This window comes from Amycolatopsis granulosa, from assembly GCF_011758745.1.
Taxonomy (GTDB): Bacteria; Actinomycetota; Actinomycetes; order Mycobacteriales; family Pseudonocardiaceae; genus Amycolatopsis_E; species Amycolatopsis_E granulosa.
Genome location: NZ_JAANOV010000001.1, coordinates 1,297,288 through 1,315,378, shown reverse-complemented (window position 1 = coordinate 1,315,378; position 18,091 = coordinate 1,297,288). Strand labels below are relative to the sequence as shown.

The window sequence follows — 18,091 nt, the reverse complement described above, 5'->3', positions numbered from 1 at the left end:
GTTTCCAGTCATACCGCCGCATGAGGCGGAAACGTTTCCAGCGGCGACGGACGACGACGGAGTGCCAATGACGTCAACACGGGCCACGCTGCTCCAGGTGGCCGAACGAGCCGGGGTGTCCCTGGCCTCGACCTCGCGCGCCCTGCACGGCACCGGGGCGAGCCCGGCGATGGTCGAGCGGGTCCGGGCGGCCGCGGAGGAGCTGGGCTACAGCCCGGACGCCATCGGCCGCTCCCTGCGGATGAAGAAGACCTTCCAGATCGCCTTCGCGGTCGCCGACATCGGCAACCCGGTCTACGTCGAGACCATGCGCGCCATCCACGAGGTGCTTGCCCCGCACGGGTACCGCGTGGTGGTCATGAGCACCGGCGACACCTCGACCTCGACGACCGAACTGGTGCGCAGCCTCAACAGCGGTTTCGTCGACGGCATGATCATCAGCCCGCTGCGCACCGACGACCGCCTCATCGAGGAGATCACCCGCGCCGCCGTCCCGGTCGTCGTCATCGGCCGCGCCCTGGACGCCCACGGGATCAGCTCCGTGTCCACCGACTCCGCGGGTGGCATCGGTCAAGCGGTCCGGCACCTGCGGCAACTGGGCCGCCGCAAGCTCGGCTTCCTCAACGGTCCCCTCGACACCACCCCCGGCGAGGCCCGCCAGCGCGGGTTCGACACCGCCGCGGGCCCGGGCAACACCGTCGAGATCGCGCAGGACTTCACCGTGGCCGCCGGGCTGGTGGCCGCCCGGCGGCTCCTCGCGAGCGCCCCGGACCGCCTGGACGCCGTCGTCGCCGCCAACGACCTGCTCGCCATCGGCGCCATCCACGCCATCCGGGAACTGGGCCTGTCGGTGCCCGGCGACATCGCGGTGACCGGCATGGATGACACTGAGCTCGGCCGCGTCTTCCACCCCACCCTGACCAGCGTGTCCCTCGGCTCGACCGAGCGCGGGCGGGCCGCCGCGCGGCTCATGCTCAGCCTCGCCGACGACCCGGACCAGGACGCGCGTCAGGTCACGGTCGGCCCGGAGCTGATCGTGCGGGGTTCCACCGTTCCCGCCGCCGGCGGGCTGACCGAGGGAGGTCGGCGATGACCGTCGCCGCGGACACCCGCGCCCCCGCGCCCGCCCCGGCGCCGCGCAACCGCCGCACGGGCACCCTGGCGCGCTCCCGCCGCCGCGAGGCGATCGCACTGGTGATGCCGTCGCTGATCCCGATCCTCGTGCTCAGCGTCGCTCCGCTGGTGATGGGCCTGGCCCTGGCCTTCACCGACGCCCGCCTGGTGCGCCACCCCGACTACGGCTTCGCCGGCGTGGACAACTTCACCAAGCTGCTCGGCAACACGTTCTTCTGGGACTCGCTGCGGATCGGTCTGATCTGGACGGTGGGCGTCACCGTGCTGCAGCTCGCCGCGTCGATGGGTCTCGCGCTGCTGCTGAACTCCGGCCTGCGCCTGCAGGGCCTGACGCGCGTGCTCGCGCTCATCCCGTGGGCGATGCCGCCGGTCGTCGTGGCCATCATGTGGCAGATGATCTACTCGGCCAACGGCGGCCCGCTCAACGCGGTGCTGGGCAGCGTCGGGCTGCCGGGCGACATCAACTGGCTCGGCGACTTCTCCACGGCGCTGCCCGCGGTGATCGTCGTCGGCGTGTGGGTCGGCATGCCGCAGACCACGGTCACCCTGCTGGCCGGGTTGCAGCAGATCCCCCAGGACCTGCACGAGGCCGCGTCCGTGGACGGCGCCGGGGCGTGGCGGCGGTTCACCGCCGTCACCTGGCCCAGCCTGCGGCCGATCATCGCCTCGATCACGTCGCTGAACTTCATCTGGAACTTCAACTCGTTCTCGCTGGTCTACGTCCTCACCGCGGGCGGGCCGGGCGGAAAGACCATGGTGCCGGTGCTCTTCATCTACCTCGAAGCGTTCAAGAACCGCAACATCGGCTACGCGGCCGCGATGGGCCTGGTGCTGGTGATCATCGTCGTCGCGTTGCTGGCCGTCTACCTGCGGTCGCAGTTCCGCGACGACCGCGCCGGGCAGGGGCGGTGACGACGATGCGTGCACTGCTGCGTCCCGCCCAGTACCTGGCACTGGCCGCCTACATCCTGTTCCTCGGCTTCCCGTTGCTGTGGCTGATCTCGGCGTCGGTGAAGTCCTCCGGCGAGCTCAACTCGCTCAGCGTCAACCTGCTGCCGCGGCAGTGGCACTGGGACAACTACGCCGACGCCCTCGACCGCCAGGGCCTCGTCCACTCCGCGGGCAACAGCCTGGTCGTCGCGCTGGTGTCCACCGCGCTGGTGATCCTCATCGCGCTGCCGGCGTCCTACGTGCTCGCCCGGCTCAAGGGCCGCATCCGCGCCGCCGGTGTCGGCTGGATCCTGACCTCGCAGGTGTTCCCGGTGGTCCTGGTGATCCTGCCGCTGTTCCTGATCCTGCGCACCCTCGGGCTGGCCGACAGCCTCGCCGGGCTGACGCTGGTGCACACCACCTACACGCTGCCGTTCGCGTTGTGGATGCTGCAGGGGTACGTCACCGCGATCCCGGTCGACCTGGAGGAGGCGGGCGCGATGGACGGCGCCGGGCGCTGGACCGTGCTGCGCCGCATCGTCTTCCCGCTCCTGGCGCCCGGCATCGTCGCCACGGCGATGTTCAGCTTCGTCTCCTCGTGGAACGAGTTCTTCTTCGCGCTGGTGCTGTTGCAGTCGCCGGAGAACTACACCCTGCCGATCACGCTGAACATGTTCATCGGCGGCGAGGGCAAGGTGGCTCTCGGACCCCTCGCCGCGGGCGCCGTGCTCGCCGCGATCCCCAGCATCGTCTTCTTCACCATCCTGCGCCGGCGGCTCACCAGTGGGCTGATGGCCGGGGCGGTGAAGGGATGAACCCCGGAAAAACGAAAGGTCGGTCAATGAAGTCTCGACGTGTGGTGGTGGCCGCCCTCGCGGCGGCCGCGAGCCTGCTGTTCACCGCGTGCTCCAGCGGCAGCGGTGACAGTGGCGGCGGCGGTCCGGTGACCCTGAAGTTCCAGTCCCTGTCCGACCAGCCCGCGGCGATCGCGGCGACGAACAAGATCGTCGACGACTGGAACAAGGCGCACCCCGACATCAAGGTCGAGGTCGTGCCGGCCGGCTGGGACGGCGTCTACGACAAGCTGGTCACCCAGTTCAACGCGGGCAGCGCGCCGGACATCATCCACTACGAGGCGGCCGGGGTCGCCCCGTTCGCCAAGGACGGCTACCTCGCCGACCTGACGCCCTACCTGTCGGAGCAGAAGAAGGCCGACATCCCCAAGGGTGTGCTGGACTCGGTCACCGTGGACGGCAAGGTGATCGCCTACCCGACCGAGCTGCAGTCCTATGTGGTCTTCGCGAACAAGGCCCTGCTGGCCAAGGCCGGTGTCACCGTCCCGAGCGGTGACACGATGACCTGGGACCAGCTGCGCGACATCGCCAAGGCGACCACCCGCGACGGTGCCTACGGCCTCGGCTGGGGCCTGTCCAGCCCGACGGCCGCGATGGTCGCGCTCGCCCCGGGCTTCGGCGGCAAGTACTTCGAGGGCACCGGCACCGACGCCAAGATCAGCATCGGCCAGGGTGAGATGGCGCTGCCGCAGCTGGTGGACGCGATGGCGCACCAGGACAACTCGATCCTGCCGGTCACGCTGACCCAGTCCGGCGCCAAGGCGCTGGCCCCGTTCTACGCCGGTCAGACCGCGATGACCATCCAGGGCTCCTTCCAGGCCGCGAACATCGCCAAGGACGCGCCCGCGGGCTTCGACTGGGTCGTGCTGCCGACACTGGCCGGCCCGGCCGGTCCCGCGCAGGCCGCCAACCCGCAGACGCTGTCGGTGAGCAAGGACTCCAAGCACGTCAAGGAGGCCGCCCAGTTCATCGACTTCTTCACCAGCACCGAGAACCTGGCCGCGCTCAACCAGGCCGACACGCTGATCCCGGCGACCACCTCCGCCCGCCAGGCGCTCACCACCAAGCTCGGCGCGCAGAACGGCTGGAAGCAGATCCTGTCCTCGGGCCAGTACCTGACCTCGGCGCCGTACCTGTTCGTCGACAAGTACGCGCAGTGGAAGGACACCGTCGCGACCCCGGCCTACCAGAAGTTCCTCGCGAAGCAGCTGGACGCGGCCGGTCTGTCGAAGGCTCTCACCGACGGCTGGAACTCCATCAACCGGTGAACATCGTCCTGATGACCTGCGTGGCGGCGCCGGTCGCGAAGCGGCGCGAACGGCTCCGCCGCTTCGGGCGGTGCTTGCGTACGCGGGACATTTCGACCATCTGAGAAGGGAATCGTGAAGCCGGTGACCTGGCTGGAAGACCGAGCGGTGGCGGTGATCACCGGGGCGGCCGTGGGGGACGCGCTGGGTGGCGCCACCGAGGGGTGGACCCCGGAACAGATCGAGGAACGCCACGGCGGCCGGGTGACCGGCATCGTCGGTCCGTGGTTCCCGAACTGGCGGGAGGCGCGGCCGATCGCGCCGTACCACAAGGGGGACGGGCACGTCACCGACGACACCCTGATGACCCGTGCGCTCGTCGAGGTGTACGCGAAGCGCCGCGCGCACCTCGACGCGTACGCGATGGCCGAGGACCTGGTTCCGCTGATGATCGGCGAACCCCGGTGGGTGCCCGAGCTGGAGTCGACCGCGTTGCTGCTGCAGCGGGTCTTCCTCGCGGAGAAGTGGATCGTCGCCCGGCTCCACTACGGGCACGTCGACCCGCGGGAGGCCGGGGTCGGCAACGTGGTCAACTGCGGCGCGGCGATGTACGTGGCGCCGGTCGGGCTCGCCAACGCCGGGGACCCGCGCGGTGCCTACGCCGAGGCGATCGACCTGACCGGTGCGCACCAGTCCAGCTACGGCCGGGAGGCGGCCGGTGTGTTCGCGGCGATGGTCGCGGCGTCGGTCACTCCCGGTGCCGGGGTCACCGATGTCGTGGCCGCCGCGCTGGACGTCGCCCACGACGGCACCGCGGCCGCGCTGCGCGCCGTGGTGGACGCGTTCGACGGCTGGACCACGGCGCCCCGCACCGACGACGAGGAACGTGCCCTGGCCCGGCTGATCCGGGACACGGTCGCGCCGTTCGACTCGGTGGGGCCGCAGTACCGGCAGATGTCGCTGGACGCGCGGCGCCCGTCGCGGACCAAGTCCATCGAGGAGCTGCCGGCCGCGCTCGGGTTCGTCCTCGGTCACCGCGGTGACTACCGGGGTGCGGTGCTCGGCGCGGTGAACTACGGCCGGGACGCCGACTCGATCGCCGTCATGGCCGGTGCGCTGTGCGCCGGTCTCGGCGGCACCGCCGTGGTGCCGGCCGAGTGGGTCGACGCGATCGGTGAGGCGAGCCGGATGGACCTCCGCGAGACCGGGCGGCTGATGGCGTCCGCGGCTGCGGACATCCTCAAGGCCGACCGGGAGCGCGCGCTGGCGCGGCTGCGCACCCTCGACGCGCTGGAGCAGGCGTGATGGACGACATCAGCTGGGGGCGCGTGAGGAGGGCGGCGTGACCGTGCGGCTCGACTGGGACAACCCGGTGATCGTCACCGGCGCGGCCGACCCGGCGGCCGAGCCGGTGCCCGCCGGCTCGGTGCCGCTGCCGCGGCGGACGGGGGAGGGATCGTGAGGCTGACCTGGGCCCAGCCGGAGGACCTGCTGGCGCACGAGCTGGTCCAGTCCGCCGCGGAGGGCCGGGACGTCGGCGCGATCCGGGACCGCTGGGTCGCGGCCGGCGGCGACCCGGTGCCCGCGGTGAGCGGGGCCGGACCGCACCCGGCGACCCCGGAGCTGCGCGCGCTGGCCCGTGACCTGCTCGACGAGCTGGCCGCGCTGCCGGCCCCGCCCGCGGCGGCGGAGCCGGACGACTGGGACGCGATCGTCGCGCTGCTCCCGCCCGCGCCGGACCTGCCCGCGGGCCGGGACCGGGTGCTCGGCGCGTGGACCGGCCGCGCGGCGGGCTGCCTGCTCGGCAAGCCGGTGGAGAAGATCCCGCGCGAGGGCATCGAGGAGATCCTGCGCGCCACCGGGCGCTGGCCGCTCGACCGCTGGTTCACCGCGGTCGGCCTGCCGGAGGAGGTGGCGCGGCGGTGGCCGTGGAACCGGCGCTCCGCCGCGACCTCGCTCGAGGAGAACATCGACGGGATGCCGGAGGACGACGACCTCAACTACCCGATGCTCGCGCTCACCCTGCTCGAGCGGCACGGCCGCGGGTTCACCACCGACGACGTGGCCCAGCTGTGGCTGGACCACCTGCCCGCCGGGCGGGTGTTCACCGCGGAACGCGCCGCCTACCGCAACATCCTCGACGCCCGCCCGGTGCCCGAGACCGCCACGCACCACAACCCGTTCCGCGAGTGGATCGGCGCGCTCATCCGCACCGACGTGTTCGGCTGGGTCTCGCCCGGCGACGTGCGTGCCGCGGCGCGGATGGCGTGGACCGACGCGCGGCTGAGCCACACCCGAAACGGCCGCTACGGCGCGATGTGGGCCGCCGCGCTCGCCTCCGCGGCCATGGTGTGCGGCACCGTGGACGAGGTGCTCGACGCGGCGGAAACCGTGCTGCCACCGGAGAGCCGGCTGGCGGAGGCGGTCCGGTTCGGACGGTCGCTGGCGGATCTGGAGACCCGGGACGGGCTCGACCGGCTGCACGCCGCCTACGGTCACCTGCACTGGGTGCACGTGCTGAACAACGCGGCCGTCATCGCCTACGCCCTCGCCCGCGGCGGCGGCGAGTTCGGCCCCAGCGTGTCCATCGCCGTCACCGCCGGCTGGGACACCGACTCCGCCGCGGCCACCGTCGGCGGGGTGGTCGGCGCCGTGCACGGCGTGCCGGGGCAGTGGGCGGAACCGCTGGACGACCGCATCGCCACGTCCCTGCCCGGCGGGGACCAGCGCATCACCGCACTCGCGGCCCGCACGGCCGCCCTGACCGTGGAACGAGGTGCCGCATGACCGGGCAGGTCGTGGTCGTCGGCTCGGCCAATGTGGACCTCGTCGTCGAGGTGCCGCGCCACCCGGGTGGTGGCGAGACGATCCTCGGCGGCGATCTGCGCCGCAGCCCCGGTGGCAAGGGGGCCAACCAGGCCGTCGCCGCCGCCCGGGCCGGGGGCGCGGAGACCACGTTCGCCGGTGCGCTCGGTACCGACGAGTCCGCGGAGCTGCTGCTGGCGTCGCTGGAGCGGGCCGGGGTACGCACCGACCTGGTGTCCAGGGTGGACGCTCCCACCGGGACCGCGCTGATCACCGTTTCCCCGGACGGGGAGAACGCGATCGTCGTGGCGCCCGGTGCCAACGCCCGCCTGGCGCTCACCGACGCGCAGGTGCACCGGATCGCGCACGCCGACGTCGTGCTCGCGCAGCTGGAGATCCCGCTCGGTGTGGTGCGCGCGGCTGCCGCGGCCCGGCGGCCCGGTGCGGTCATGGCGCTCAACGCCGCGCCCTCGCGCGACCTGCCCGCCGACCTGTGGGACGTGGTGGACCTGCTCATCGTCAACGAACACGAAGCGGCCGACCTCGCCCGCACCGGCGGCTCGCCGGAGGACCTCGCCAGGGTGCTGCTCGACCTCGTGCCGGCGGTCGTGATCACCCTCGGTGCCGAGGGTTCGCTGGTCGCCGAACGCGATGCCGAACCGGTGCGCATCCCCGGCGAGCGGGTGGCGGCGGTCGACACGACCGGTGCCGGTGACACGTTCTGCGGGGTGCTGGCCGCCGCGTTGGCGCGTGGGCTCGCCCTGCCCGAGGCGGCCTGGATCGCCGGTGTCGCCGCTGCGCTGGCAGTCACCCGCCCCGGCGCGCAGGACGCCGTACCCACCGCGGCGGAGGTCGCCGAGGGGAGCGCGACATGACCTACACGTTCGACCCGCTCGTGCCGCGCCCGATCGACCGGCCGACCGGCGTCCCGCTCGGCCCGGTCACCGGCGAGCAGCTCGCCGCGCTGGACGAGGCGAAGATCTTCGCCGGGCCGCACGACCCCGCCGACCGCCCGGCGTGGCGCGAGCGCCTGCGTGAGTGGCGCGAGGACGCGCGCCGCCGCCACGGCTACACCGGCGCCGCGTACTCCCGGCCCGGTGCGGCCTGGGCAGCGCGCTGCCGCACCGTCGCGCAGGTGTGGCTGTGGGACGAGCTGCTCTACGACTTCGGCACCGGCCGGTTCACGCCCGAGCGGTTCCTCGCCGACGCCCGGGACCGGTTCGGCGGGCTGGATGCCGTGGTGCTGTGGCACGCCTACCCGGTGATCGGCCTGGACGACCGCAACCAGTGGGACTTCTACCGTGACGTGCCGGGCCTGACCGAGCTCGTGCGGCACTTCCACGACGCGGGCCTGCACGTGTTCGTCGACTACAACCCGTGGGACGTGGGCACCCGCCGCGCGGGCGACGATCTCGCCGAACTCGCCGCGCTGGTGGCCGACCTGGACGCCGACGGCGTCTTCCTCGACACGTTGAAGAAGGCCGAGCCGGAGTTCGTGGAGGCGCTGGAACGCGCCAAGCCGGGCATCGTGCTGGAGGGCGAGTCGAAGCTGCCGGTCGAGCGGATCGAGGACCACGCCTCGTCGTGGGCGCAGTTCTTCGCCGACTCGCCGGTGCCCGGTGTGCTGCGCGCGCACTGGTACGAGCGGCGGCACATGCAGCACCACGTCCGCCGCTGGCACCGCGACCACACCGAGGAGCTCCAGTCGGCGTGGCTCAACGGCGCCGGTGTGATGGTGTGGGAGGTCGTGTTCGGCGTGTGGGTGGGCTGGTCCCGCCGGGACGCGGCGACCGTGCGGCGCATGGTCACCGTCCAGCGCGCGGCCGGGGACCTGCTGCTGCACGGGGAATGGACCCCGCTGGCCGAACTCGCGCCCGGCGCCGAGGAGGCCGGGGTGTACGGCTCGCGCTGGGACCTCGGTGACCAGACACTGTGGACGGTCGTGAACCGTGGCGACGAGGACTACACCGGTCCGGTCGTGCCCGGTGCCGCGCCGCTGCTGGGGCCCGGGGTGCCCGCCCGCGGGATCGCGGCATTCCTGCGGGCCGCGGAGGAACCCGCGTGGGTCGCGGACCTGCCGGACCTGCCGCACGACCCGGACGCCCGGTTCCCGCACCGCCTCGCGATCCGCCGCGAACCGGTCCGCACGACCGGCGAACCCGAGCCGGACGCGGTGGTCGTGCCCGCCGGGCCGTACGTGCTGACCGTGCGGCACCGCGCCCGCGAAACCGGGATGTACCAGGGCGCACCGTATGTCGACGAGTGGAAGCCGTTGCCGCCGCGCCTGCACGACGCGCGCACCCTGCAACGCGACGGTGTGCTCGCCAACCCGGTCGCGGTCGCCGCGACCGAGGTGACCCGCGCGCAGTTCGCCGAATTCGTGGCGGCCACCGGCTACCGTCCCGCGCAGCCGCACCGCTTCCTCGCCGGGAGGACCGATCCCGGCGCGCCCGTGACCTATGTGGACCTCGACGACGCCCGCGCGTACTGCGCGTGGCGCGGTGGGCGGCTGCCCACCGAGGACGAATGGCAGCTCGCCGGCGAGACCGGTCTGCTGCGCCGCGGCGAACCGGCGGTGTGGAACTGGACCGAGAGCGAGCACTCCGACGGGCGCACCCGGTTCGTGATCCTCAAGGGCGGCAGCGATTACCGCGCGGAAGGTTCGGACTGGTACCTCGAAGGCGGCCGCCACGACCCGGACTACAGCGTCAAACTGCTGCTGCCCGGGCTGGGGCTGGCGCGCAGCGCGACCGTCGGGTTCCGCTGCGCCTGGGACCTGCCGGAGGTGACCGCGTGACCGTTTCCCGTGACCCCGCCGCGGGTGCCCTCGCCGGGCTGCGCGTGGTCGACGCGGCGACGCTGTTCGCCGGGCCGATGGCCGCGATGCACCTCGGCGACATGGGTGCCGAGGTGATCAAGGTCGAACACCCGGACCGGCCCGACCCGGCGCGCCACCACGGCGCCGCCAAGGACGGCGTCAACCTGTGGTGGAAGACGCTCGGCCGCAACAAGCGCACGATCACCGCCGACCTGGGCAGCCCCGGCGGGCGCGAGGTCTTCCTGGCGCTGGCGCAGCGGTCGGATGTGATCATCGAGAACTTCCGGCCCGGCACGCTGGAACGCTGGGACCTCGGCTACGACGAGCTGTCCGCGCGCAACCCGCGGCTCGTCCTGGCGCGCGTCACCGGCTTCGGGCAGCTCGGCCCGTACCGGAGACGGCCCGGGTTCGGCACCCTCGCCGAGGCGATGAGCGGGTTCGCCGCGGCGACCGGCGAACCGGACGGCCCGCCGACGCTGCCCCCGTTCGGGCTCGCCGACGGCATCGCCTCGCTCGCCACCGCCTACGCGATCATGGTCGCCCTGTCGGCGCGGGACCGGACCGGGCGTGGGCAGGTCGTCGACACCGCGATCGTCGAGCCGATCCTGGCGATGCTCGGCCCGCAGATCACCCGGTGGGACCAGCTGCGCTCGGTGCAGCCACGCACCGGCAACCGGTCGGTGAACAACGCGCCGCGCAACACCTACCGCACCGGTGACGGGCAGTGGGTCGCGGTGTCCACGTCGGCGCAGTCGATCGCCGAGCGGGTGATGCGGCTGGTCGGACGTCCGGACCTGATCGACGAGCCGTGGTTCGCCAGCGGCGCCGAGCGCGCGAAGCACGCCGACGAGCTGGACGAGGCGGTGGGCGCGTGGATCGGGCAGCGGAGCCGGGACGAGGTGATCGCCGAGTTCGAGGCCGCGCAGGCCGCGGTCGCGCCGATCTACGACGCCGCGGACATCGTGGCCGATCCGCAGTTCCGGGCGCTGGGCACGATCCACGAGATCGAGGACCCGGAGCTGGGGCCGACGCTGGTGCAGGGGCCGATCTTCCGGTTGTCCGACCACGACGGCGTCATCGCGCACACCGGGCGGCCGCACGGCGCCGACACCGCGGACGTGCTGGGCGAGCTGGGCTTCTCGGCCGCGGACATCGCGCGGCTGCGGGCGGAGGGGGCGGTATGAGCGCGCCGGCGCTGACCTTGTTGTACGTGCCGGCCGACCGGCCGGATCGCGTGGAGAAGGCGCTGGCGTCGCCGGCCGACGTGGTGCTGGCCGACCTGGAGGACGCCGTCGCACCGGCCCGCAAGGACGAGGCGCGCGACCACGCCGTGCGGTTGCTGGCGCCGGCCGGACGGCCGGTGCAGGTCCGCATCAACCACGCCAGCACGCCGTGGCACGCCGCGGACCTCGACGCGGTGCGGAGCCTGCCGGCCGAGGTGGGGGCGCGGATCCCGAAGGTCGAGTCGCCCGAGGAGGTGCGCGCGCTGGCCGCCGCGCTGCCCGGCCGCGAGCTGCACCTGCTGATCGAGTCGGCGCTCGGGGTCGAGCGGGCGCTGGACCTCGCGACGGCCTCGCCGCAGGTCGCCTCGATCGGGCTGGGCGAGGCGGACCTGCGCTCGGACCTGGGGGTCACCGACGACGCCGGGCTGGCCTGGGCGCGCAGCCGCGTCGTCGTCGCCGCCCGGGCCGCGCGCCTGGTGCCGCCGGTGATGTCCGTCTACCCGAACGTGCGCGACCTCGACGGCCTCGCGGCGTCCTGCCGGGCCGGGCGGGCACTCGGCTTCCGCGGCCGCACGGCGATCCACCCGTCCCAGCTGGACACGATCCGCGCCGCGTTCCGGCCCAGCGAGCAGGAGGTCTCGCGAGCTCGCGAGGTGCTGTCCCGGCTGGACGACGCCACGGCGGCGGGTGTCGGCGCGATCGCCCTGGCCGACGGCACCTTCCTCGACGTCGCGATGCTGGAGCAGGCCCGCACGGTGCTCGCCCTCGCCGGGGAATAGTTCCCGTCCGGCAGCGGACGCGCGTGGTTCAGGCGGCGCGGCCGAGGAACGCCAGCAGCCGGGTCTGGGCGTCCGCCCCGTCCGGGGGCGGCACCTCCGGTCCGAAGTAGCCGGGCCGTCGCACCACGTGGGCGCGGGCCCAGTCGCCGGCCAGGGCCACCAGGTCCGCGTCCAGCCGGACGTCCATCCCCAGCGCGCGCCCGATGTCCCAGGTGTGCGTGATGGTGTCGGTGATCATGAGCGGCACCACCGCGGCCAGCGGTACGTCGCCGATCCCGGTGATCCGCGTGGGCCGCGCAAGCGCTTTCCCGGTCAGCTCGGGCATCGACGCCGCCCGCGCGGCACGCCAGGCCGACACCGGGTCGTCCCCGGTCAGCGCGCCGGGGTGCGGCGAACCCGGCGCGCCCGCGCGGTCCGGGCCGGCCTCGCCGGTCGCCCACGACCGCATCTGCCACTGGCCCCAGATCAGGTGACCGGCGACGTCGCGCACCGACCACTCCGCACACCTCGACGGCGCGTCCCACCGGCCGGCCGGCACCGCCGCCAGCACCCCGTCCAGCCCGTCCTGCGCGCGCCGGTACCGCTCCATCAGATCCATCGGCTCCACCGTGAACTCCTTCCCCGCGATGACCTCCCGAGGACGAACGGCGGGCGCCGCACTCGACACCCGTGCCGCGCGGACTGCGCCCGGTGGCCGGGCGGTCACGCACTACGCCAGGGCGGCGCGCATGGCTCGTCCCATCGCGGCCGAGTCGTGCCCGGGCTCGACACCGTCGACGATCAGCAGGTCGCCGTCGATGTGATCGGCGCGCAGCGGCAGGATCGCCTGGTAGGCGGGGGAGTCGTACCAGGCGCGGGCGTCCGCCAGGGTGGGGAACTCGATGATCACCAGGTGGCCGGGCCAGCTTCCCTCGCGGACCTCGACGGCCGCGCCGTGCACGACGAACCGGCCGCCGAACGGGTCGAGCGTGGCCTGGATGCGCTCCAGGTACTCGCAGACGTCCGGGTGCGGCTCGGCGGGCATCAGGTGGGCCAGTGCGTAGGCGGTCATGTCGTCCGTCCTCTCCGTCGGTGTTCACCCGATCCTCCGGGACAGCCGGACCAGCGTCCATTACCTGCGGGGTAACGGCCCCCGTGCGCCGGGCTTCTTGACGCGAAGTAGAACCTGTTCTACCTTCGCCAGGTCGGCGTCTGGTCGAGGTGAAGGTGGGCAATGATGCGAACCCGTGCGGCGGCGCTGCTCGAACAGCCGGGCAAGTGGCAGATCGTGGACATCGACCTGGACGAGCCGAAGGAGCACGAGGTCCGGGTGCGGTTCGCCGCGGCCGGGTTGTGCCACTCCGACGACCACGCGAGCACCGGGGACATGCCGACGCCCCACCTGCCGCTCATCGGCGGGCACGAGGGCGCGGGGGTCGTGGAGGAGGTCGGCCCGGGGGTGCGCGACCTCGCCGTCGGCGACCACGTCGTGGCGCAGTTCGTGCCCTCCTGCGGGCGGTGCGAGGCCTGCTCGTCCGGCCGCGGCAACCTTTGCGACCTCGGCATGTACGCGCTCACGGGCTGTATGGCCGACGGCACCTACCGGGCGCACCTGGACGGCGCGGACGTCGCCCAGATGACCATGGTCGGCACCTTCGCCCAGCACGCGATCGTGCCCGAGTACTCGCTGACCAGGATCGACCCGGACATCCCGTTCCCCGTCGCCGCACTGTTGTCCTGCGGTGTGCCGACCGGCTGGGGCTCGGCCGAGTACGGCGCGGAGGTCTCGGCCGGCGACACCGTGATCGTCATGGGCGTCGGCGGCGTGGGCATGAACGCGGTGCAGGGCGCCCGGGCCCGGGGCGCGGCGCACGTCATCGCGGTCGACCCGGTGGCGTCCAAACAGGACAAGGCCCTGGAGTTCGGGGCGACCCACGCGTTCGGCGACCTCGGCGAGGCCGCGGACTTCGCCCGGTCGGTCACCAACGGCCAGGGCGCGCACTCCGCGATCGTCGCCGTGGGCGTCACCACCGGCGAGCACGTCGCCCAGGCGGTCAACGCGATCGGCAAGTTCGGCACCGTGGTGGTGACCGGCATCGGCGACGTGCGGGACGAGGGCCTGCCGATCAACCTGTGGGCCCTGTCGATGATGCAGAAGCGCATCCAGGGAGTGATCTTCGGGATGGGCACGCCGTCCTACGAGATCACCCGGCTGGCGCGGATGTACCGGGCCGGCACGCTCAAGCTGGACGAGCTGATCACCACGACCTACCGGCTGGACGAGATCAACCAGGCGTACGCCGACATGCACGCCGGGCGCAACATCCGCGGGGTCATCCTCCACGACGGCTGAGCCGCCCCGCGCACCTCACCGCCGCTCGCCGTGGCCGATCGCGATCACTTCGACTGCGGCAGGGTGACCCGCCCCCGGCGAGCCCGGGGCGCGGACGGGGGCGGTACCACCGGGCCGATGTCGCCGTCCGGGGCTTCGTCCAGGTCGACGATCACCGGGGCGTGATCACTCGGCCCGGTGCCCTTGCGCGCGTGCCGGTCGACCCAGGCGGCGGCGACCCGGCCCGCCACCGGCGCCGACGCGAGCACCAGGTCGATGCGCATCCCGAGGTCCTGGTGGAACATCCCGGCCCGGTAGTCCCAGTAGGTGAAGACGCGTTCGGACGGCCAGCGGTCCCGGATCACGTCGCGCAGGCCGAGTCCGGTCAGCTCGGCCAGCGCGGCGCGTTCCGCGGGGGTGACGTGGGTGTGGCCCGCGTACGCCGCGGGGTCGAAGACGTCGGCGTCGGTGGGTGCGATGTTCATGTCGCCGCACAGCAGGACCGCGTCCGGCCCGCCGGCGACGACGTCCCGCAACGCCGCGAGCCACGCCAGCTTGTACTCGTAGTGCTCCGATCCCGGGGTGCGGCCGTTCGGCACGTACAGCGAGTGCACGCGCACGCCGCCGCAGGTCGCGGCCACCGCACGGGCCTCCGGGTGCGGGAAGCCGGGCGCGCCGGCCACGCCGGTGACCACGTCCTCCAGCCCGGCCCTGGACAGGATCGCGACCCCGTTCCACCGCGGTTCCCCGGCCAGCGCAACCTCGTACCCGCGCCGGGCGAGCTCGTCGCCGAGCAGCTCGCGGAACGCGTCGTCGGCCACTTTGGTCTCCTGCAGGCACACCACGTCCGGGCGCCGCTGGTCCAGCCACGGCAGCAGCCGCGGTATCCGTTGTTTCACGGAGTTCACGTTCCAGGTCGCCACGCGCACGCCGTCCACGCTAACGCCGCCGGGCGGGATCCGCCGGGCCGCGCGGGTTGCCCGTGTGGGACCAATCCCACACCGGCGCACCTCCCCGTCGCCGTGAGCGTCTTCCCCGATGTAGGCCGACGAGGTGAATCGCTCACGCGAAAGGGGAGATCGATGAGGAGTGCTGGAATGTGGTGGCGCGCCGGGGCCGTGGCTGCCGCCGCGGCGGCTGTCGGGGCGGCTGTCGGGACGGTGGCCGTCGGAACCGCCCAGGCGGAACCGGCCGTTCCGCGGTGCACGGACACGCAGCAGGTGGACACCACGCTGAGCTACGGCGGTGCGGCCGCGGGCACCCGTGGCGGGTACCTGCAGTTCACCGCGAAGCCGGGGGCGGCCTGCGTCGTCCCGGGTGTGGTGCCGGTGGGCCTGGTGGGGGCGCACGACGTGCTGGTGGCCAACGACGCGCCGGAGGACTCGCCGGCGGTGTACCTGCGCGACGGTGCCTCGGCCTACGTGCAGCTGACGTGGACCGTCGTCTCGCCCGAGCGGCAGCAGACACCGCTGGCCGTCACGGTCGAGCCGGAACACCCGGAGGACCGGGGGATCACGGTGACCTGGACGCTGGGCCCGGTCGACGCGACGCCGGAGAGCCACTCGATCCACGTCGGGCCGGCGACGCCGGGGCCGGCGCCCGCCGGGCCGGCCGCCTGAGCGCCCGTCCGCCCCGTGTCAGGGCACGCACGGGGCGGACGGTCCGCCGTCCACAAGTAGCGCGCCGCGGAGTTGCTGACCTGGACAGTTCCGCTTCGCAACCGGCTACGCTGGCCGGATGCAGAGGACGTCGTTCGCGAACTGGCCGTGCTCCATCGCGCGCAGCCTGGACCTGTTCGGCGATGCGTGGACGCCCCTGGTGCTGCGGGAGGCGTTCTACGGGATCCGCCGGTTCGACGAATTCCAGCAGTCCCTGGGCATCGCCCGCAACACGCTCACCGACCGCCTCCGCCGGCTCGTCGGGCAGGGTTTGCTGGAGCGCCGGCCCTACCAGGACGAACCCCGTCGTCACGAGTACCTGCTCACGGAGAAGGGCCGGGACTTCTTCCCGGTGCTCGCCGCGCTCTCGCACTGGGGCGACCGGTGGCTCGCGGGTGACGAGGGCGCCCCGATCGCCCTCCACCACGTCACGTGCGGCCACGACACGCACGGCGAGGTGGTGTGCGCGCACTGCGGCGAACCGCTGCGTGCCGGCGAGGTCGCCATGCGGATGGGCCCGGGCTACCCGGAACGGCTCAAGAGCAGGCCGGACGTCCAGAACAGGTTCTTGACAAGCTAAGTCTCGTTAAGCAACGGTTGTGGCCGGACCCGGCGACGAGGAGGACGGCCGCGATGGAGTGGACGGGCGCGCGCTACGCGGACACCCCGACGGTTCAGGTGCGGACGTGGGTCGCCGCCCCGCCGGAGCGGGTGTGGGCGCTGGTGACCGACATCGGGCTGATGCCGGAGATGAGCGAGGAGCTCCAGTCGGTCGAGTGGCTCGACGGCGCGACCGGCCCGGCACTGGGCGCGCGGTTCGTGGGCCGGAGCCGGCACGAGGCGCTGGGGGAGTGGGCGAGCACGTCCCACGTCGTGGAGCTGGAGCCCGGGCGGGTGTTCGCCTGGGCGGTCGAGGACCCGGACCGGCCCAGTGCGCTCTGGCGGTTCCGGCTGGACCCGCGTGACGGTGGCACGGAGCTGTCGCAGTGGATGCAGCTGGGGCCGGGGCCTTCCGGGCTGTCGCTGGCGATCGAGCGGATGCCGGACAAGGAACAGAAGATCGTCTTCGTGCGGATGCGCGAGTTCGAACGCAACATGGCCGCCACTCTCGAACACCTCAAGCAGCGGGCCGAGGGCTGATGCGCACGGCGACGACCGTCGAAGCCTCCAGCGGCTTCGGCGAGGTCGCGGACTTCGTGCTCGAGGCGGAGAAACTCGGCCTCGACGTCTGCTGGGTCGCCGAGGCCTGGGGATCCGACGCACCGTCCACTGTGGGCTACCTCGCCGCGCGCACGCAACGGATGGTGCTCGGCACCGGCATCATGCAGGTAGGCACCCGGACGCCGGTCGCGGTGGCGCAGACCGCGATCACACTGTCCAATCTGTCCGGTGGCAGATTTTTGCTGGGACTGGGCGCGTCCGGGCCGCAGGTGATCGAAGGGCTGCACGGGGTGCCGTTCGCCCGGCCGCTGACCCGGCTGCGGGAGACCGTGGAGATCGTCCGGCGGGTGCTCGACGGCGGCCGGATCAGCTACGACGGGGCGGCGTACCGGATCCCGCTGCCGGGCGGCGGGGCGGTGCCGATGCGGCTGTCGATGCGCGCCGAGCACGACATCCCGGTGTATCTGGCGACGCTGTCCCCGGCGATGCTCCGGCTGACCGGGGAGGTCGCCGACGGCTGGCTGGGCACGAGTTTCGTGCCCGAGGGCGCCGCGCAGGCGTATTTCGCCCACCTGGACGACGGGCTCGCGCAGGCCGGGCGGTCGCGGGCCGACCTGGACGTGTGCCAGGGCGCCGAGGTCGCGTTCGCCCGGGACGAGGACGCGCTGCGGGCGATGGTGGCCGGCCGGAAGAAGGAACTCGCGTTCAGCCTCGGCGGGATGGGCTCGGCCTCGGCGAACTTCTACAACCGCGCCTACAGCAGGCAGGGCTGGGCCGAGGTCGCGGCCGAGGTGCGCGAGCGGTGGCAGGCCGGGGACCGGGACGGCGCCGCCGGGCTGGTCACCGATGACATGGTCCTCGCCACGACGCTCATCGGGACCGAGCCGATGGTGCGCGAGCGGCTGCGGGTCTGGCGGGACGCGGGCGTGGACACGGTGCGCCTGTACCCGGCGGGGGACAGCCTGGCGGAGCGGCTGGCCACCCTCGGCAGGGCCATCGAGCTGGTGCGGGAGGCCGGCACCCGCTGACGCGCGCATCAGCGCCGGTCCGCGCGACCTGCCCGCCGGCGCGGAGCGTGACCGGCGGCTACGGCGATCGGGGGCTTGCGGCCCTGACGCCGGGTCAGTCCAATGGTCTCGACAGAGGTGGGAAATCCACCGGTTCACCCGGC

18 protein-coding genes are annotated in these 18,091 nt (G+C 73.3%); 15 read left to right on the top strand and 3 right to left on the bottom strand.

Going from position 1 to position 18,091, the window contains the following annotated elements:
* The first annotated feature begins 67 nt into the window (after positions 1–67).
* From FHX45_RS06395 to FHX45_RS06350, 10 genes are all read left to right on the top strand, one after another.
* The gene (locus tag FHX45_RS06395) at positions 68–1,093 is read left to right on the top strand and encodes a LacI family DNA-binding transcriptional regulator (RefSeq protein WP_167097545.1); all 1,026 of its coding nucleotides are present in this window, start codon (positions 68–70) and stop codon (positions 1,091–1,093) included.
* A complete protein-coding gene (locus tag FHX45_RS06390) occupies positions 1,090–2,046 on the top strand; it encodes a carbohydrate ABC transporter permease (RefSeq protein ID WP_167097543.1) in 957 nt (318 codons plus the stop codon). Before FHX45_RS06395 ends, FHX45_RS06390 begins: the two co-directional genes overlap by 4 nt.
* 5 nt (positions 2,047–2,051) lie before the next feature.
* Positions 2,052–2,879 (top strand): carbohydrate ABC transporter permease, encoded by an 828-nt coding sequence (locus FHX45_RS06385; protein ID WP_167097541.1) that lies wholly within the window; start codon positions 2,052–2,054, stop codon positions 2,877–2,879.
* Between the two features lie 26 nt (positions 2,880–2,905).
* The gene (locus FHX45_RS06380) at positions 2,906–4,186 is read left to right on the top strand and encodes an ABC transporter substrate-binding protein (protein WP_167097539.1); all 1,281 of its coding nucleotides are present in this window, start codon (positions 2,906–2,908) and stop codon (positions 4,184–4,186) included.
* Positions 4,187–4,309: 123 nt separating this feature from the next.
* Positions 4,310–5,470 (top strand): ADP-ribosylglycohydrolase family protein, encoded by a 1,161-nt coding sequence (locus FHX45_RS06375; RefSeq protein ID WP_341771372.1) that lies wholly within the window; start codon positions 4,310–4,312, stop codon positions 5,468–5,470.
* 153 nt (positions 5,471–5,623) lie between these two features.
* The gene (locus FHX45_RS06370; RefSeq protein WP_167097535.1) at positions 5,624–6,952 is read left to right on the top strand and encodes an ADP-ribosylglycohydrolase family protein; all 1,329 of its coding nucleotides are present in this window, start codon (positions 5,624–5,626) and stop codon (positions 6,950–6,952) included.
* On the top strand, positions 6,949–7,845 hold the full coding sequence (locus FHX45_RS06365; protein WP_167097533.1) for a ribokinase: 897 nt from the start codon (positions 6,949–6,951) through the stop codon (positions 7,843–7,845). The genes FHX45_RS06370 and FHX45_RS06365 overlap by 4 nt, the downstream gene beginning before the upstream one ends.
* Positions 7,842–9,767, top strand: a complete 1,926-nt coding sequence (locus FHX45_RS06360) for an SUMF1/EgtB/PvdO family nonheme iron enzyme (protein WP_167097531.1) — start codon at positions 7,842–7,844, stop codon at positions 9,765–9,767. The genes FHX45_RS06365 and FHX45_RS06360 overlap by 4 nt, the downstream gene beginning before the upstream one ends.
* A complete protein-coding gene (locus tag FHX45_RS06355) occupies positions 9,764–10,972 on the top strand; it encodes a CoA transferase (protein WP_167097529.1) in 1,209 nt (402 codons plus the stop codon). The genes FHX45_RS06360 and FHX45_RS06355 overlap by 4 nt, the downstream gene beginning before the upstream one ends.
* A complete protein-coding gene (locus FHX45_RS06350; RefSeq protein ID WP_167097527.1) occupies positions 10,969–11,790 on the top strand; it encodes an HpcH/HpaI aldolase/citrate lyase family protein in 822 nt (273 codons plus the stop codon). The genes FHX45_RS06355 and FHX45_RS06350 overlap by 4 nt, the downstream gene beginning before the upstream one ends.
* 28 nt (positions 11,791–11,818) lie before the next feature.
* Here FHX45_RS06350 and FHX45_RS06345 read toward each other — a convergent pair whose 3' ends face one another.
* Both FHX45_RS06345 and FHX45_RS06340 read right to left on the bottom strand, forming a co-directional pair.
* On the bottom strand, positions 11,819–12,388 hold the full coding sequence (locus FHX45_RS06345) for a TIGR03086 family metal-binding protein (protein ID WP_167108510.1): 570 nt from the start codon (positions 12,386–12,388) through the stop codon (positions 11,819–11,821).
* A gap of 111 nt (positions 12,389–12,499) precedes the next feature.
* Positions 12,500–12,841 carry a DUF1330 domain-containing protein gene (locus FHX45_RS06340; RefSeq protein WP_167097525.1) on the bottom strand — a complete coding sequence of 114 codons (342 nt, stop codon included), beginning with the start codon at positions 12,839–12,841 and terminating at the stop codon, positions 12,500–12,502.
* A 162-nt stretch (positions 12,842–13,003) separates the two neighbouring features.
* Here FHX45_RS06340 and FHX45_RS06335 point away from each other — a divergent pair, with 162 nt between their 5' ends.
* On the top strand, positions 13,004–14,122 hold the full coding sequence (locus FHX45_RS06335) for an NDMA-dependent alcohol dehydrogenase (RefSeq protein ID WP_167097523.1): 1,119 nt from the start codon (positions 13,004–13,006) through the stop codon (positions 14,120–14,122).
* Between the two features lie 44 nt (positions 14,123–14,166).
* Here FHX45_RS06335 and FHX45_RS06330 read toward each other — a convergent pair whose 3' ends face one another.
* Positions 14,167–15,030: an exodeoxyribonuclease III gene (locus FHX45_RS06330; protein ID WP_481725934.1), complete on the bottom strand. Its 864-nt coding sequence runs from the start codon at positions 15,028–15,030 to the stop codon at positions 14,167–14,169.
* Positions 15,031–15,183: 153 nt separating this feature from the next.
* On the opposite strand from FHX45_RS06330, the gene FHX45_RS06325 reads away from it, so the two are divergent.
* The 4 genes from FHX45_RS06325 to FHX45_RS06310 all read left to right on the top strand — a co-directional run bounded on the left by FHX45_RS06325 (position 15,184) and on the right by FHX45_RS06310 (position 17,948).
* On the top strand, positions 15,184–15,720 hold the full coding sequence (locus FHX45_RS06325) for a DUF4232 domain-containing protein (RefSeq protein WP_167097519.1): 537 nt from the start codon (positions 15,184–15,186) through the stop codon (positions 15,718–15,720).
* Positions 15,721–15,838: 118 nt separating this feature from the next.
* Positions 15,839–16,339, top strand: a complete 501-nt coding sequence (locus FHX45_RS06320; RefSeq protein ID WP_167097517.1) for a winged helix-turn-helix transcriptional regulator — start codon at positions 15,839–15,841, stop codon at positions 16,337–16,339.
* Positions 16,340–16,392: 53 nt separating this feature from the next.
* Complete coding sequence (locus FHX45_RS06315; RefSeq protein WP_167097515.1) at positions 16,393–16,899, top strand: SRPBCC family protein; 507 nt, start codon at positions 16,393–16,395, stop codon at positions 16,897–16,899.
* Positions 16,899–17,948, top strand: a complete 1,050-nt coding sequence (locus tag FHX45_RS06310; protein ID WP_167097513.1) for an LLM class flavin-dependent oxidoreductase — start codon at positions 16,899–16,901, stop codon at positions 17,946–17,948. The genes FHX45_RS06315 and FHX45_RS06310 overlap by 1 nt, the downstream gene beginning before the upstream one ends.
* Positions 17,949–18,091 lie beyond the last annotated feature (143 nt).

What these genes read in the sequence shown, in the direction of transcription:
- FHX45_RS06325 (WP_167097519.1), top strand. Translation starts at nt 15,184, where the DNA reads ATGAGGAGTGCTGGAATGTGGTGGCGCGCCGGGGCCGTGGCTGCCGCC.
- FHX45_RS06350 (WP_167097527.1), top strand. Translation starts at nt 10,969, where the DNA reads ATGAGCGCGCCGGCGCTGACCTTGTTGTACGTGCCGGCCGACCGGCCG.
- FHX45_RS06380 (WP_167097539.1), top strand. Translation starts at nt 2,906, where the DNA reads ATGAAGTCTCGACGTGTGGTGGTGGCCGCCCTCGCGGCGGCCGCGAGC.
- FHX45_RS06315 (WP_167097515.1), top strand. Translation starts at nt 16,393, where the DNA reads ATGGAGTGGACGGGCGCGCGCTACGCGGACACCCCGACGGTTCAGGTG.
- FHX45_RS06365 (WP_167097533.1), top strand. Translation starts at nt 6,949, where the DNA reads ATGACCGGGCAGGTCGTGGTCGTCGGCTCGGCCAATGTGGACCTCGTC.
- FHX45_RS06360 (WP_167097531.1), top strand. Translation starts at nt 7,842, where the DNA reads ATGACCTACACGTTCGACCCGCTCGTGCCGCGCCCGATCGACCGGCCG.
- FHX45_RS06385 (WP_167097541.1), top strand. Translation starts at nt 2,052, where the DNA reads ATGCGTGCACTGCTGCGTCCCGCCCAGTACCTGGCACTGGCCGCCTAC.
- FHX45_RS06340 (WP_167097525.1), bottom strand. Translation starts at nt 12,841, where the DNA reads ATGACCGCCTACGCACTGGCCCACCTGATGCCCGCCGAGCCGCACCCG.
- FHX45_RS06320 (WP_167097517.1), top strand. Translation starts at nt 15,839, where the DNA reads ATGCAGAGGACGTCGTTCGCGAACTGGCCGTGCTCCATCGCGCGCAGC.
- FHX45_RS06390 (WP_167097543.1), top strand. Translation starts at nt 1,090, where the DNA reads ATGACCGTCGCCGCGGACACCCGCGCCCCCGCGCCCGCCCCGGCGCCG.
- FHX45_RS06345 (WP_167108510.1), bottom strand. Translation starts at nt 12,388, where the DNA reads ATGGATCTGATGGAGCGGTACCGGCGCGCGCAGGACGGGCTGGACGGG.
- FHX45_RS06395 (WP_167097545.1), top strand. Translation starts at nt 68, where the DNA reads ATGACGTCAACACGGGCCACGCTGCTCCAGGTGGCCGAACGAGCCGGG.
- FHX45_RS06310 (WP_167097513.1), top strand. Translation starts at nt 16,899, where the DNA reads ATGCGCACGGCGACGACCGTCGAAGCCTCCAGCGGCTTCGGCGAGGTC.
- FHX45_RS06335 (WP_167097523.1), top strand. Translation starts at nt 13,004, where the DNA reads ATGATGCGAACCCGTGCGGCGGCGCTGCTCGAACAGCCGGGCAAGTGG.